Source organism: uncultured Mediterranea sp. (assembly GCF_902493215.1).
In the GTDB taxonomy this organism is placed as follows: Bacteria; Bacteroidota; Bacteroidia; order Bacteroidales; family Bacteroidaceae; genus Bacteroides.
In genome coordinates this window covers 88,790-105,635 of sequence record NZ_CABUOL010000010.1, presented here as the reverse complement: position 1 = coordinate 105,635, position 16,846 = coordinate 88,790, and the positions used below count along the sequence as shown (strand labels likewise).

Below are 16,846 nucleotides of genomic sequence, written 5' to 3'. Positions count from 1 at the left end.
TCTTCATGCTTAACCATTCGTTTTTGACAACATTTCAATGACCTCTTTAGTGTTTCCGAACCAGCTTTTGCCGGTTCTATTGTTTAACTTTTAATCTTTCGGTAAAAATTTACCGAAGTATTGTTTGTTTTATATCCAAAAATTATTATATTTGCAAAACCATTGGAGCTGATTCTATGAAAGCCTAGCGCAACCTTTGGAAAATTTATCTGTAAGAAACCTTAAATAGACTTTTATAAACATTTAAATTTTAAACTTATGTTAAACCGATTAAAGTCAATTAGTATGATGCTGCTTCTGTTAGGATTTTCTTCAGGAGTAGCCTATGCGGTCGGCGACCCAAGCGTGACCGATGTAAAAATCACTCAACAGAATGGTAAATGTACCGGTATTGTCAAAGATGCTACAGGAGAAACCATCATTGGTGCCTCTGTTTTGGTAAAAGGTACCTCCAATGGTGCCATAACAGGACTTGACGGTGATTTCACCTTAAACAATGTAAAGCATGGAGATGTCATTCAGATTTCATTCATCGGCTATGTAACTCAAGAAATCACTTGGAATGGACAACTTATCAATGTAATTCTCAAAGAAGACTCCCAGACTCTGGAAGAAGTGGTTGTTGTGGGATACGGTACCCAAAAAAAGGTAAACCTGACGGGTGCTGTAGCGGCAGTTGACGGTGAAGTATTGGAAAGCCGCCCCATCACCAATATCGGACAAGGATTACAGGGTGTAGTTCCTAACCTGAACGTTACAGTTTCAGGAGCTCCCGGACAAGGTTCTTCATTCAATGTACGTGGTACAACTTCTATCAACGGTGGTTCTCCGTTGGTACTGGTAGACAACGTGCAGATGGACCCCAACCTGGTAAACCCTGAAGATGTAGCTTCAATCTCTGTATTGAAAGATGCCGCTTCGGCTGCCATCTATGGTGCACGTGCCGCCTATGGCGTAATCTTGATTACCACCAAGAGCGGAAAGAAAAACACCAAGCCGCAGATTTCATTCAGTGCCAGTGGTTATTGGAGTTCACCGGCTGTACAGATGCACAATGTAAGCACCATGGATTACCTGACATGGCGCGATATTGCTTATCAAAATGGTGGCGGTAGCGGTTCATTGGCTACTCCTGCATTGTGGAAGTACGCCGAGGCATACGCAAACGGTACTTATAAATATACAGAATTCTTTGACGAATCACTGAGTGCCAACCAATGGCAGTATTGCGGTAGTACAGACTGGTTCAATGAGTTGTATAGAACCAGCTTCTCCCAGCAATACAATGTATCGATGAACGGCGGTGACGACAAGACTACCTATTATGTATCATTGGGCTTTGCCGACCAGACCGGTTTGCTGAAGATGATGGACGACAAGTACCGCAAGTTCAATGCCAACATCAGCGTATCTTCACAATTGACCAAATGGCTGAAAGTTTCCGGTAAGATCATGCATACCTATTCACTGGAAGACCACCCCACCGGCAGTGCCAATTCGGGTATTACAGCTTACGGCGGTATGTTGAAAAACGACTTGAGCCCGCTGATGCCTGTCAGCCACTCACACACCGGCCGCCTGGTACGTCAGGAAGGAGCTGCTCCCATCAATGACGAAGAACTGGGTATCAAGACAAATGGAAACTATGTCTATGTAGAAGAAAACCAGCATTATTACGCAGGTCAGGGTGGATATACCAACCCGTATGCAGTAGCCCAACAGGGAGGTACGAGCGAATACAAGACCAATGACTTGTGGATGACCGGAGCCGTACAAATCACCCCGCTGGAAGGACTGGTTATCAATGCCGACTATACATTCAACTTCTATAACCAAGGTACACAAGCTGTTGGAAAGGAATTTTATGAAATGAGAGCTGTAGCTGGTACAGAACTCGTATACCCTTGGACTACACCAAGTTATGTTCGGTTTGGCAACAGTGAGGATTACTACAATTCACTGAACCTGTTTGCTGAATACAGCAAGAGCTTCAATGATGCACACAACTTCAAGCTGACTGTAGGTTACAACCAGGAATACAAGCACAACAAATATTTTTACGGACAACGAAACGAACTCATATCCAGTTCTGTACCCGATATGGATATGGCAACCGGTGAAAAATATGTTGGTTCCAGCGAAACACACTGGGGTATCCAAGGTTATTTTGCCCGCTTGAACTACAACTATAAAGACCGTTATCTGTTCGAATTCAACGGACGATATGATGGTTCTTCGAAGTTCCCCAAAGGTGATCGTTTTGCTTTCTTCCCCTCATTCTCAGGCGCATGGCGTATTTCACAAGAAAACTTCTGGAGTCCGTTGAGCAACTGGTGGGACGACATGAAGATCCGTGCTTCTTACGGTACTTTGGGTAACCAGGCATTATCAAACAACTTCTCTTATCTGCCACTTTACGGAACAGGCGAATCAAGCTGGCTGCTCAACGGTAAAACGCATCAGGTAGTCAATCCTTATACTACACTGGTAGCCAGCAACTATACTTGGGAAACCGTCAAGCAGTTGAATCTAGGTTTCGATGCCGCTTTCTTAAATAACCGACTGACTACAAGTTTCGACTGGTATATCCGTGATACAGAAGATATGCTTACACCTGCTGACGAATTGCCAAGTGTAATCGGTGCTTCTCTTAGTAATATGAACAATGGTTCAATGCGCACCAAGGGCTGGGAAATCTCTCTCGGATGGAACGACCGTCTGGATAACGGTTTCTCTTATTGGGCCAAGCTTTCTTTGTCCGATTATCAAGCGGAAATCACAGCCTACAACGGCAACAAAGCACAAAAATTCAGTGGCTATTATGTAGGAAAGAAAATCGGTGAAATCTGGGGATTGACTTCATACGGCTTGTTCCAAAGCTATGAAGAAATAGAAAACTCTCTGTCACAAACCGGTCTGCAGGCCACTGACTATCGTCCGGGTGACGTTAAATACGAAGATATGAACGGCGACGGTAAACTGGCATGGTGCTCAGAGACACTGGATGATCCGGGTGACAAGACCATCATTGGTAACAATACGCCGCGCTACAACTTCGGTCTGACACTGGGTGGTGAATACAAGAACTTTGACTTGCAACTGTTCCTGCAGGGTACACTGAAACGTGACTATGCAGTAGGTGGTGCCCAGTTCTGGGGCTTTACCACCCAGTGGGATGTACCTTATCAGGCTTCTTTGGACTACTGGACAGAAGACAATACCGACGCTTACTTCCCGGCTCCGGACTGGAATAAATGGATTAACCGCGAAGTCAGCACACGTTACCTGCAGAATGCTGCATACTGCCGTCTGAAGAACGTTACACTTGGATACTCGTTGCCGAAATCCCTGTTGGCCAAAGTGGGTATCTCCAAGCTGAGACTCTACATTCAGGGCGAAAATCTGTTGACTTTCACCAAGCTGCATGATGCATTCGACCCCGAGACATTGAACAACCTGACCTACCCGATTTCAAAGAAAATCTCCATCGGTCTGAACCTGACACTCTAATTTCTAACAACTAAAACAATAAAAATATGAAACTGAAATATATATGGGCATTAGTCGGTGTGATGGGGCTTAATACCTCTTGCAATGACATCATTGACATTTCACCGATAGATAGTTTTACCGACGAATCCTATTGGAGATCGGTAGACGACCTTGAAAAGTACGCTAACCGCTTCTATACCAATTTGGGTGGAGCAGGCGTTGACGGAGATACTCAAAGTGACAACCGTGTAACAACGAGTTACAATACGTGGCTTTTCAACGAATACCTCGTTGAGAATGCAAGTGATTGGGATTGGACCAACATCCGTAATCTGAACTTCTTCATGACCCGCTACCAACGTGTATCAGGTACAGAAACTGATATCAACGAGCAGGTAGCCAAAGTCCGTTTCTTCCGCGCATTGGATTACTTCGGAAAGATTAAAACCTACGGAGATGTACCTTGGTATGAGAAAGACCTGAATACCGGCGATACAGAAGAATTGTACAAAGACCGTGATCCACGCGACTATGTACTCCAGAAAGTGATCGAAGACCTGGAATTTGCCATTACATGGTTGCCTGAACGTGAAGCGGCCGAAGAATGCGGACTCCACAAAGACGTTGCCCGCACACTGCTGAGCCGCGTGTGTCTATACTATGGTACATACAAGAAATATCATAACGAGACAGACGGAACAATATCCAGTACAGACTTGTTGCAGAAAGCAGTTGAAATGTGTGAAGCGATAATGAAGACCGGACGCTATGATATCGTGAAAGGTAGTAATTCAGGCGCAAGCATGGTTCCCGATGACGGATATCCGATGGACTATCAGAACCAATTTGTACAAGAAAGCTTAGAGGGTAACAAAGAAGCTATCCTGTATCGCGCTTACGTAAGTGGTGTGGTAACACACAATGCCGGACGTAGTAACGGATGCGGTTATTCTAAAGACTTCGCAGAATCATTCCTGTGCAAGGATGGAAAACCTATAGGTCTGAGCAATCTTTACCAAGGTGATGAGACACTGGATGACGAGATGATGAACCGCGATCCGCGTATGTACCAGATTATTGACAACATCCATCGCCCCTATACCATCCAGAGTGACGGAACAAAAGAATACAATCATGCGTACAATGACATCCATGCTTCCGGTCCGGACGTATCATCAGCAGGCAGTGTAACAGGATATGCCAATGTGAAGTGGACTTCGGCCAATCCTGACCAATGGACAGCCAATGCCGGTACTTTCGATTGGTTCATTTATCGTTATGCCGAAGTTTTGCTCAACTATGTAGAAGCTAAATATGAACTGGGACAATGCACCCAGGATGTACTCGACAAGACCATCAACAAACTGCGTGACCGAGTTGACATGCCTCATCTGACCGTAGAAGTAGGTTTTGTAGACCCCAATGCACCGGATTACGGTTATGAAGTTACCCCATTACTGAACGAGATACGCCGCGAACGACGTATTGAATTGGTTGGTGAGGGCTTCCGCTACGACGACATCATCCGTTGGAAAGCTACCAAGCTGTTCGAAAATCCGAAGACTTTCCTCGGTATGCGTGTAACCGATAAAGTGATTGCCTTGTATCAGGAAGGAACATTCGGCGGTGAGAAAGGTCGTGCACTGATTGAATACGAAGGAAAGACTTATATCCGCCCCTATGCCAAATCATTGAATGACCCGGGCCGTGTATGGACTGACGATGACAAGCGTTTCTTGAGCCCGCTGTCGAAGAATGTTCTTCTGATCAATCCGAATCTGAAACAGAATCCGGGTTGGAGTGAATAAAAAAAGACAAGCAGCATTCAGTCTCACTAAAAAGTGAGACGAACGCTTCCCCAATAAAAGGGTAGTGTATCAAAACAAAAGCTTTTGCATAAGTTTTGATGCACTACCTTTTTTATTTTAAACAGAAAAGACAAACAGACAACAAACAGACAACAGTTTTTTCATAAGCAATCCATATCCCGAGGATATTTCGTACATTTGCAGTCAACAACGAGTAAAACCTTTAAGTTTATGATAGAATACCTCCGGGGCGAACTGGCCGAACTCAGTCCGGCAACCGCCGTCATCGACTGCAACGGTGTAGGCTACCTGGCCAGTATCTCACTCAACACTTATTCGGCCATTCAGGGCAAGAAGTCCTGCAAGCTATACGTCTACGAAGCCATCCGTGAAGACGCCTACCAACTCTACGGATTTGCCGACAAGCAGGAACGCGAACTCTTCCTGCTGCTTATCTCCGTATCAGGTATCGGCGGAAATACGGCCCGTATGATACTCTCGGCCCTGTCACCATCCGAGCTCATTAACATCATCAGTACGGAAAACGCCAACCTGCTGAAGACAGTGAAAGGCATCGGGCTGAAGACTGCCCAGCGCATCATCGTGGACCTGAAGGACAAAATCAAGACAGGGGCCGTGGCTGCCGCCATGGGAGTCGAACCGGGCCTGCCGCTCCAGACAGCTGCCAGCAACGAAGTTATGGACGAAGCCGTAGCCGCCCTTACCATGCTGGGGTTTGCACAGGCTGCCTCGCAGAAAGTGGTACTGGCCATCCTCAAGGAAACCCCTGACGCCCCGGTGGAGCAAGTCATCAAACTGGCTTTAAAAAGACTTTAAAGTGTATTTAAACGCATGAAAACGACTTCTGTCTATATGAAACGCTGGCTGGAAGCAAACGGCCGTACACAGGTGCTGCCCGGAGATGCCTGGTACCTGAGCTTCGCCAATGAGACGCTACCCCTCATTACAGCCTCCCCGCTGTTTGCCGGCAGTACCACTGAAAAGAGAACTGCGGCAGCCGTGAACATTACCCTCTACTTTCAGGATGCCATTGCCCAAACAGGAGGCTGGAAGGTATTCACGACCCATTACGGCAAGATGTACGGACATCCGCTGCCGTTTTATGCCTGCGACGGATACATTGAGGACGAAATCAACCGGGACGATGTATGCTTTCTACTGTGGAAAAATCTGTCCGAAACATACCCTGCTTTTCGTTTCCAGAATCCGTATGACGGGATTCTCCTGACACTGGCCGGGCAACTCTACGACCGGATGGATGCCCTCTTTGAAGAAGCACCCATCAATGATGTCCCCTCACCGGAGGGATGGGTCATGGACCTCAGCCTGCTGGAAACGCCTGCCACCTCCTTGCCCGAGGTTACGCCCAGCTCCCGCCTGACCAAAGACGTGGAACGCTGCCTGCAATATAGCCACGGACACCCCCTACTCTATTTTGCCACGTACGAAACGTTGCGCAACTTTCTCATCGGCACACTGGAATGGCAAGACCACCCCGACGGCATACTGGCCGAACTGAAAGAAGAAAAGGATTTCGTAATCTACGCCAACGCCAAAGGTATGCTGCTCGCTCCCGGGGTAGCCTCCTGCTTCTTCGACTCCCGCAATCCGGCCTATAACGCCGCAGCTGCCTCGGTCAAAGGTTATGAGTTGTTCTGCCTGCCCGGCCGTTGTCCATTCGACCTGCTGAAGTATGGCATGTGCCACAACCTCCTGCCCGACGCGACCCTTCCTTTTGACGGAGGACGGGAAGTGCTGCAGCAGAATTGGGACTTCATCGCCCGTTACTTTTTGGGAGAATATTACGAAGGAGACTAAAAAACAAATACCAAAACACAGCAAACATAGCCCAATGACAAACATCATAGAAAAAATGAGAGCCGCTTATCCGGTGTCCGATGAAAGCATCCGGCTGTTGAAAGAACAACTGACCCTCTGCCACTTCCCCAAAAGATACCGGTTGATAGAAGCAGACAAATACTGCAAGGCTGCCTACTTCATAGAAAAAGGCATGACACGCTCTTTCTGGCTGGTCAACGGCGAAGAAATAACAACATCTTTTTCGTGTGAAGGAGGCATTGTCTTCAGCATGGACGAACTATATTACGGAAAACTCAGCGAAGAGTATGTGGAAACATTGGAAGAAGTAACCGCCTACCGGATATCGCTTACCAGCCTGCTCCACCTGTTCCAGACCAACATCGAACTGGCCAACTGGGGACGTGTAATCCATCAGGATGAATACCGACGGCTGCACCGTTCCCACAAGGAACGGCTCACACTGGCAGCCAAGGAACGGTATGAGGCTTTTCAGGAACAGTTTCCCCAAGTATGCCAAAGGGCACAGTTGGGCTATATCGCTTCCTACTTAGGAATAACCCTTCCCACACTCAGCCGCATCCGAAAGAACAGAAAAACATCCCAATAAGCTCATTTTTTGTTACAGGACAATTTTTTCCATAGTGAATCGGCGTAACTTTGCGCCATTATTAACCGGACAAAAGGTCCTAAACAACAAAAAATGCCATGACAAAAGTTTCTTCCGCCGCTTTCAGCGACACCAAACCCCATTATGAGCTACTTGACGGGCTGAGAGGAGTAGCCGCCCTGCTGGTCGTGTTCTACCATATCTTCGAAGGTCTGTCCTTTGCTGCCGGGGGTACCCTCATTACCGTCATCAACCACGGTTATTTGGCCGTAGACTTTTTCTTCATCCTGTCCGGTTTCGTCATCGGTTATGCTTACGACGACCGCTTGGGCAAAAGCATGAGTCTGGGCAACTTCTTCAAGCGTCGACTGATTCGACTTCACCCGATGATTGTAATGGGAGCTGTGCTGGGTGTGGTATTTTATCTGTTGCAAGGCTCGGTGCAATGGGACGGCACCCACATCAGCCTTTCACTGGTGATGCTTGCCCTGCTCTGTGCCATGTTCTTCATTCCGGCCGCCCCGGGAGCCTGTTATGACATACGCGGCAACGGCGAAATGTTTCCGCTGAACGGGCCGAGCTGGTCGCTCTTCTTCGAATACATCGGTAACATCCTCTATGCGCTCTTCATCCACCGCCTGAGCAACAAGATGCTGGCCCTGCTGACTGTCCTGTCGGGAGTAGGTTTGGCCTGGTTCGCCCTGTTCGACGTGGTGGGATACGGCATGATCGGTGTAGGATGGACACTGGATGGCGCCAACTTCCTGGGCGGACTGCTGCGCATGCTCTTCCCCTTCACACTGGGTATGCTGCTTTCGCGCCACTTCAAGCCCGTCAAAATCAAGGGGGCTTTCTGGATCTGTACAGCCGTGTTACTCGTACTGTTCTGCGTTCCTTATATAGAAGGTAAAGAGGGTGTCTGCCTGAACGGTCTGTACGAAGTGTTCTGCATCTTCCTCGTGTTCCCGCTGCTGGTGTGGCTGGCCGCTTCCGGAAAGACGACGGACAAACATTCCACCCGGATATGCCGGTTTGCAGGCGACATCTCCTACCCGCTCTACGCCGTCCACTACCCCGTGATGTATCTGTTCTACTCCTGGCTGATCGAACACAAATACTATACGTTCGGCGAAGTGTGGCCCACGGCTCTCACCGTCTATGCAGGCAGCATCCTGCTGGCCTGGCTCTGCCTGAAACTTTATGACGAGCCTGTGCGCCGGTGGTTGAGCAAAAAGTGAGCTTCCACCAACCACTCTGACGCAGTACTTTCTCAGAGTGTCATGCAGTGCTTCCTCAGAGTGTAAGGAAGCACTGCATGAGAGGGTAACGAAGCACAGCATCAGCAGCTCACGAAGCACTGCATGACATTCCCAAACAACCGCTTGTCAAAGCTCGATGATTTCTTCGGGAGCGGTAGTCAGCTTCTCCAAACCTTCGGCCGTCACTACCCAGGAATTCTCGATACCCAGCGGGCCGACTCCCGGCAATACGATTTTCGGCTCGAGGGCAAAGACCATACCCGGTTCCAGCTCCTGGCGGATACGAGGAGCGATAACAGGCGCCTCGTTAATCTCCAGCCCGATACCATGACCGATGAACTTCGCCTTCTGCCCTACTCCCATGAAATAGTCGGCAAAACCGGCCTTCGTCACCATCTCAATGGCCTTGTTGTACAAGTCCTCGCAGATGACGCCCGGCTTGGCCATGGACGATACGGCTTCCTGTATCTCCAGACAGGTCTGATGGGCAGCATAGGCCTGTTCGCTCAGCTTGCCAATGGAATATACACGGCTCATGTCACACATATAGCCATAAAAGTTGCCTCCCATGTCCACCATCAGACTTTGCCCCGGCTGCAAAAGCGTACCATTGGCACCGCCTGGCAGAGAGGGGTCCAACCCTTCACCACCCAAAGCAAAATCGTAGGGCGAAGGCGTGGCTGCATTGTCACCGGCCAGCAGACTGCCCATGAATATCTCCATACTCTGTCCGAACACACGGAAGATACCCAAGCAACCTTCCAGACGCATCAGACGCTCAATCTCAACGGAAAGCTGCAGGTCGGTCATACCGGGCTTGTAGACTGTGGGGATCTGCCCGTAAGCCTTGGCATGGGCAGCACCCGAACGACGGAAAAACTCAATCTCCATCTCGGTCTTTGTGGTGCGCGCCTGGCGTATCAGCGAAGAGCCGCATGACACCACTTCCGCTTCGGGAAAACAGGCGGCCAGCCGGTTGTATTCCTTGAAAGACAGTTCGTCACCTTCGAGCATCAGTTTTTGGGGCAAAGGCAACCCACATGCCTGAATCAGTTCCGGCAACTGCTCGGGTTTACGAATTGGCATAATGTGCTCACCTTCAATCGTATTGGGACGCTTCACGAACAAACGGGCGAAATCGTTCAACGGCAGATACAGATAGCCGCTGACCACACGTCCGTAAGTATAAATCAAATTCACATTACACGCGATAAGGGCAGCATCAATTCCCTGCTGGGCCATCAACACACGAATTTTATCGCGTCTTTGTTTCAATTCTGGAAATAACATTTTCTTTGTCGTTTATGGTTTTGCCTGCAAAGGTAGCATTTTAGGAATTAAGCATCAAGTCCCGGACGTCAAGTTGTCTTTCCGGGCAGACAGATTCGATGAAAATACCTACAAACAGGTAGAAAAAAACTGCCCCGTACCTTCGCAGGCACAGGGCAGTATAAACCACAAATACAAATACAACTAAACAAAGTTTCTCTCTTAAATTATACCTTGTCCCATCATGGCATGGGCAACTTTCATGAAACCGGCAATATTGGCGCCCTTCACGTAGTTGATGTAGCCATCGGGTTCTGTACCATACTTCACGCACTGTTCGTGGATGCCGTGCATGATGGCATGCAACTTCTCGTCCACTTCGGCAGCGCTCCAGCTAAGGTGCATGGCATTCTGCGACATTTCCAGTCCGCTGGTAGCCACACCACCTGCATTGACAGCCTTGCCCGGCGCATACATCATCTTGTGTTCGATGAAGAGGTCAATAGCCTCCGGCGTACATCCCATATTCGAGATTTCGCCTACACAGAGCACATTGTTGTCTATCAGATGACGGGCATCGTCACCGTTCAATTCATTCTGGGTTGCACACGGCAGCGCAATGTCCACCTTCACTTCCCAAGGACGTTTTCCGGCCACGAATGTAGCACCCAGGAACTGTTCGGCATACGGAGCTACGATATCGTTACCCGATGCACGGAGTTCCAGCATATAATCGATCTTCTCGCCACTGATACCGTCGGGATCATAAATGTAGCCGTCCGGACCAGAGATGGTTACCACCTTGGCACCCAGTTCAGTAGCCTTGGTAGCGGCACCCCATGCCACGTTTCCGAAACCAGAGATGGCCACCGTCTTACCCTTGATATCTATACCCTTGGTCTGCAACATCTGGTTTACGAAATACAGACCACCGAAACCGGTAGCCTCGGGACGAATCAGCGAACCGCCGAACTCCAGTCCCTTACCGGTAAAGGTACCTGTAAACTCACGGGTCAGTTTCTTGTACATACCGAACATATAGCCCACTTCACGGCCGCCTACACCGATATCACCGGCAGGAACATCCATATCGGGACCTACATGACGCCACAACTCCAACATAAAGGCCTGGCAGAAACGCATGATTTCAGCGTCGCTCTTGCCGCGCGGAGAGAAGTCCGAACCTCCCTTGCCGCCACCCATAGGCAACGTCGTCAGGGCATTCTTGAACGTCTGTTCAAATCCCAGGAACTTCAAGATAGACAGATTGACTGAAGCATGGAAACGAATACCGCCTTTGTACGGACCAATGGCATTGTTGAACTGTACGCGATAGCCCAAGTTGGTCTGAACCTCGCCCTTGTCGTCTACCCAAGTGACACGGAATGTGAAGATACGGTCGGGTTCCACCAGACGCTCGATAATCTTAGCCTTCTCGAATTCAGGATGCTGATTATAGATATCTTCGATAGAAAGAAGCACTTCCTTTACGGCTTGAAGATATTCAGACTCGCCGGGATGTTTTGCCTCCAGAGAGGCCATAATACGTTCAATATTCATAATATTACGTTTTAGAAGGTTTATCAATGGATTCCTTTCTCTTGCCGGCAGACAATTTGTCAACCAACAACACTGCAAATATAGTGATTCTTTTCAAACCACCTAAACTTTTTAGCGAAAAAATAAGCAAATAATAATAAAATGTCATTTCGATATCCTATAAGTAAAGATTATAAAAAGAAAATGCCACCGATATGATAAGAATTCAGATTTTATTCATATTTTTGCATTTATGACTTTAACATACCATTTTACATTTAACCAGTTTATCCAGACATGAAAACAAGATTGACTTATCTATTGACTGCTCTCTTCTGCCTGATATTGGCAAGTTGCAGTAGCGACGAACCCGTTTTCACCCTGTCGCAAGACAAATTCACCGATGTTCCCCCCGAAGGGAAAACCCTTTCCCTCCAGATTGAAACTGCCGGCGAATGGACAGCTACCAGCCTCAATAAAGACTGGTGTACCGTTTCACCCGGAAAAGGTACGGGCAACGCCACCATCACGATAGAAGTTGCAGGTAACATTGCCAAGGACCGTACCGGCACAGTGACCATCTACTGCAACGGCGCCCAAACCAACATCAGCATCACACAAAAAGCCCTTCCCGAAGGAGAGGAACTGACCTACAGAATCCCTGTCATCTTCCACGTATTATATAAGGATAAAAACGACCCGCACCAATACATTAGTGCCAACCGCATCAAGCAGGTATTGGACAAAGTGAACCAATATTACGACGGAAAGACTATTGCGACCGGTGGCGATGCAGGTCAGGACATCAACCTCGAATTCTATCTGCCCGAAACAGATGCTCAAGGCAATACGCTGGAAATACCGGGAGTAGAATACATTACTTGGGATGAAATGCCCATCGATTGCGAGAATTTCATGCAAAGCTCAAGCGAGAAAATCAAGAACCTGCTTTGGGACATGAACAAGTATATCAACATCATGCTCTATAACTTTACCCAAGTGGGAGATGGAGGCATCATCCTGGGCATCTCACACCTGCCCTTGTCTACACAGGGCAAGAACTACCTGGAAGGACTGCAAGCCGTGGAATACACCCACATGGATAACTCCAATCTGGGATATCCGCAATGCGTATCCATCAACAGCCTGTATTTTGACCAGGACACTCCCAGCGGCGGCTACAACTCGGGGGACGCCAATGTAACCCTTGCCCATGAACTGGGACACTACCTGGGCCTGCACCACGCCTTCAACGAAGACGATGATCCCAACGCCGACTCGGACTATTGTACAGACACCAAGCCCTACAACCGCGACATCTACCAAAACACAACAATGATTGAAGCCTACCGTGCCTATATGAAAAGTGGGAACTTCGCCGATCTGCTGCCCGGATTCGAACGTGTCAACAGCCTGGATCCTGACGATACTTTCACTTCCTACAATCTGATGGACTACGAAATCAGCTATGCAGACCGCTTCAGCCTGAACCAAAGGGAACGCATGCGCCACGTACTGGAATACAGCCCGCTGATTCCCGGACCCAAAAAGACTGCAAGCACACGCAGCGTCGCCCCTCAAGGTGTGCTCGACATACCTATTATATATAAGGTGTGCTATAAGCACTGATGCAGACAACGAACCGCAAGTAAGAGGATGCCTCAACAAAAGGGAGAGGCATCCTCTTTTTTTGTAACCGCACTTGCATATCCCAAGAAAAAACACGAATTTTGCCTTACTAATTTTGGAAAAACATGCTCAGCAAACTGAAACTCAATCTGCTTTATCTGAAAGATACGCAGTTCGCCAACCTGATGACCCGCCGTATCTTCAACGTGCTCCTGATAGCCAACCCCTATGATGCCTTCATGTTGGAAGACGACGGGCGCATCGACGAGAAGATATTCAACGAATACACCTCCCTGTCCCTGCGCTACCCGCCCCGCTTCACCCAGGTGAGCACCTGCGACGAGGCCCTGGCCCAGCTGAAGAACATGACCTACGACCTCATCATCTGCATGCCCGGCACGGGCGACAACGAAGGTTTCGACGTAGCCCGCACCATCAAGGCCGCCTGGCCCAGCATCCCCATGGTCATCCTGACACCCTTCAGCCACGGCATCACCAAGCGCATCGCCAACGAAGACCTCAGTGCCTTCGAGTACGTGTTCTGCTGGTTGGGCAACACAGACCTGCTGGTATCCATCATCAAGCTGATAGAAGACAAGATGAACCTGGAGCACGACGTCAAGGAAGTGGGCGTACAGGCCATCCTGCTGGTGGAAGACAGCATCCGCTTCTACTCATCCCTGCTGCCCAACCTCTACAAATTCGTACTGAAGCAGAGCCAGGAGTTCAGTACCGAAGCGCTGAATGCCCACCAGCGCACGCTGCGCATGCGCGGACGCCCCAAAATCGTGCTGGCCCGCACCTACGACGAGGCCATCTCCATCTACAGCAAGTATAAGAACAACATACTGGGTGTGGTGACCGACGTCCGCTTTCCCCGCACCGAACGCGGTGAGAAGGACGGTCTGGCAGGTATCCGACTCTGTGCCGCCATCCGCAAGGAAGACCCCTTCGTGCCGCTCATCATCCAGTCGTCCGAAACAGAAAACATGACCTATGCCAACAAATACGGAGCCGCCTTCATCGACAAGAACTCCAAGAAGATGGACGTGGACCTGCGCCGTATCGTTTCGGACAACTTCGGTTTCGGCGACTTCATCTTCCGTAATCCCGACACGATGGAAGAAATAGCCCGTGTGAAGAACCTCAAGGAGCTGCAGAACATTCTGTTTGCCGTCCCCTCGGAGTCGTTCCTCTACCATATCAGCCGAAACCACATCAGCCGCTGGCTCTACTCGCGCGCCATGTTCCCCATCGCCGAGTTCCTGAAGCCCATCACGTGGAACACACTCCAGGACGTGGATGCCCACCGCCAGATTATCTTCGAAGCCATCGTCAAATACCGCAAGATGAAGAATCAGGGCGTGGTGGCCGTCTTCAAGCGCGACCGCTTCGACCGCTACTCCAACTTTGCCCGCATCGGCGAAGGTTCGCTGGGAGGCAAAGGCCGTGGTCTGGCCTTCATCGACAACCTGGTGAAACGCCATCCCGAATTCGAGGAGTTCGACAACGCCCGTGTAGCCATCCCCAAGACCGTGGTGCTCTGTACCGACGTGTTCGACGAGTTTATGGACACCAACAATCTTTATCAGGTAGCCTTGTCGGACGCAGACGACCATACCATCCTGCGCTATTTCCTCAAGGCCAAGCTGCCCGACCGCCTGGTGGAAGACTTCTTCACCTTCTTCGACGTGGTGAAGTCGCCCATCGCCGTGCGCTCGTCGTCACTGCTCGAAGACTCACACTACCAGCCCTTCGCCGGCATCTACAACACGTATATGATACCCTATCTGGACGACAAGTACGAGATGCTCCGCATGCTGAGCGACGCCATCAAGGGTGTCTATGCCTCGGTATATTTCCGCGACTCCAAGGCCTACATGCAGGCCACGAGCAACGTCATCGACCAGGAGAAGATGGCTGTCATCCTGCAGGAAGTGGTGGGCAATCAGTACGGTCCCCGCTTCTATCCCAGCATGTCGGGTGTGGCACGTTCGCTCAACTATTATCCCCTGGGCGACGAGAAGGCCGAAGAAGGAATCGTCAACCTGGCCCTCGGACTGGGCAAGTACATCGTGGACGGCGGACTGACACTCCGCTTCTCGCCCTACCACCCCAACAAAGTATTGCAGACCAGCGAGATGGAGATAGCCCTGCGCGAGACACAGACCCGGTTCTACGCCCTCGACCTGAGCAACTCCGGCCACGACTTCTCCATCGACGACGGCTTCAACCTGCTGAAACTGCATGTCAAGGAAGCCGAGAAGGACGGGGCCCTCAACTACATCGCCTCGACCTACGACCCCTACGACCAGATTATCCGCGACGGCCTGTATCCGGGCGGACGCAAGGTCATCACTTTTGCCAACATCCTGCAGCACGACGTCTTCCCCCTGCCGCGCCTCCTGCAGCTGGCCCTGAAATATGGGCAGGAAGAGATGCGCCGGCCCGTAGAAATCGAGTTTGCCGCCACAATGAGCCGCGAGAAAGACAAGACGGGCACCTTCTACCTGCTGCAGATACGCCCCATCGTGGACAACAACGCCGTACTCGACGAAGACCTTGCCGCCATCCCCGACGAACGCCTGCTGCTTCGCTCCAACAACTCGCTGGGGCACGGCATCATGAACGACCTCTACGACATCGTCTACGTGAAAACCGACCACTACAGCGCATCGAACAACCAGAAGATTGCCTGGGAGATAGAGAAGCTAAACCAGCAGTTCCTGGACGAGGGACGCAACTACGTACTGGTAGGCCCCGGCCGCTGGGGCAGCAGTGACACGTGGCTGGGCATTCCCGTGAAGTGGCCCCACATCAGCGCGGCCCGCGTCATCGTGGAAGCCGGCCTGACCAACTACCGCGTAGACCCCAGCCAGGGCACCCACTTCTTCCAGAACCTGACGTCGTTCGGCGTGGGCTATTTCACCATCAACGCCTACATGAACGACGGCATCTACAACCAGGACTTCCTCAACGCACAGCCCGCCCTGCACGAAACGGAGTACCTGCGCCACATCCGCTTCGACCGCCCCATGACCGTCAAGATGGACGGCAAGAAGAAGCAGGGCGTCGTGATGATGCCGGAATAAAGCTTTCCTCCGCCCGTTTCCTCCCAGTGGAAACGGGCGTTACCTGTACTTGGGAACAACTGTTCCCCATAGTAGGAAACGCGCGTTACCCTTGAAGGGAACGGGCGTTACCCTTTAAAGGAAACAACCGTTCCCTTCAAAGGTAACAACCTTAACCCTTCGTATCGAGCTGTCGCAACTTTCAGTCTATTGTTCATTCTTTCCACCGTCCTTCTTTCCTATATCTTAAAAAAGAAACAGCCCTTGCAGGTTATTTTGTCCCTTTTAGCCTCAAATTCTTAAAAAAAGAACCTTTCTTCCTAAAAAAAG

10 protein-coding genes are annotated in these 16,846 nt (G+C 49.9%); 8 read left to right on the top strand and 2 right to left on the bottom strand.

Going from position 1 to position 16,846, the window contains the following annotated elements:
• Positions 1-258 precede the first annotated feature (258 nt).
• The 6 genes from RDO88_RS08110 to RDO88_RS08085 all read left to right on the top strand — a co-directional run bounded on the left by RDO88_RS08110 (position 259) and on the right by RDO88_RS08085 (position 8,987).
• Positions 259-3,510: a SusC/RagA family TonB-linked outer membrane protein gene (locus tag RDO88_RS08110; RefSeq protein ID WP_374043924.1), complete on the top strand. Its 3,252-nt coding sequence runs from the start codon at positions 259-261 to the stop codon at positions 3,508-3,510.
• A gap of 26 nt (positions 3,511-3,536) precedes the next feature.
• Positions 3,537-5,300, top strand: coding sequence for a RagB/SusD family nutrient uptake outer membrane protein (locus RDO88_RS08105; RefSeq protein ID WP_307758890.1), 1,764 nt, complete (start codon positions 3,537-3,539; stop codon positions 5,298-5,300).
• Between the two features lie 231 nt (positions 5,301-5,531).
• Complete coding sequence (gene ruvA, locus RDO88_RS08100) at positions 5,532-6,137, top strand: Holliday junction branch migration protein RuvA (RefSeq protein ID WP_307758889.1); 606 nt, start codon at positions 5,532-5,534, stop codon at positions 6,135-6,137.
• Positions 6,138-6,152: 15 nt separating this feature from the next.
• Positions 6,153-7,139 (top strand): DUF3843 family protein, encoded by a 987-nt coding sequence (locus RDO88_RS08095; protein WP_307758888.1) that lies wholly within the window; start codon positions 6,153-6,155, stop codon positions 7,137-7,139.
• 34 nt (positions 7,140-7,173) lie between these two features.
• Complete coding sequence (locus tag RDO88_RS08090; protein WP_307758887.1) at positions 7,174-7,749, top strand: Crp/Fnr family transcriptional regulator; 576 nt, start codon at positions 7,174-7,176, stop codon at positions 7,747-7,749.
• A 98-nt stretch (positions 7,750-7,847) separates the two neighbouring features.
• On the top strand, positions 7,848-8,987 hold the full coding sequence (locus RDO88_RS08085; protein WP_307758886.1) for an acyltransferase family protein: 1,140 nt from the start codon (positions 7,848-7,850) through the stop codon (positions 8,985-8,987).
• 147 nt (positions 8,988-9,134) lie between these two features.
• On the opposite strand, the gene RDO88_RS08080 is transcribed toward RDO88_RS08085, so the two are convergent.
• Both RDO88_RS08080 and gdhA read right to left on the bottom strand, forming a co-directional pair.
• Complete coding sequence (locus tag RDO88_RS08080; protein ID WP_307758885.1) at positions 9,135-10,298, bottom strand: M24 family metallopeptidase; 1,164 nt, start codon at positions 10,296-10,298, stop codon at positions 9,135-9,137.
• A 201-nt stretch (positions 10,299-10,499) separates the two neighbouring features.
• On the bottom strand, positions 10,500-11,837 hold the full coding sequence (gdhA, locus tag RDO88_RS08075) for an NADP-specific glutamate dehydrogenase (protein ID WP_307758884.1): 1,338 nt from the start codon (positions 11,835-11,837) through the stop codon (positions 10,500-10,502).
• A 276-nt stretch (positions 11,838-12,113) separates the two neighbouring features.
• Between gdhA and RDO88_RS08070 the strand changes: the two genes are divergently transcribed.
• Together RDO88_RS08070 and RDO88_RS08065 are read left to right on the top strand one after the other, a co-directional pair.
• Entirely contained in the window at positions 12,114-13,445 is a 1,332-nt protein-coding gene (locus RDO88_RS08070) for a zinc-dependent metalloproteinase lipoprotein (protein ID WP_307758883.1), read from the top strand.
• Between the two features lie 125 nt (positions 13,446-13,570).
• Complete coding sequence (locus RDO88_RS08065; protein WP_307758882.1) at positions 13,571-16,537, top strand: PEP/pyruvate-binding domain-containing protein; 2,967 nt, start codon at positions 13,571-13,573, stop codon at positions 16,535-16,537.
• The last annotated feature ends 309 nt before the right edge of the window (positions 16,538-16,846 follow it).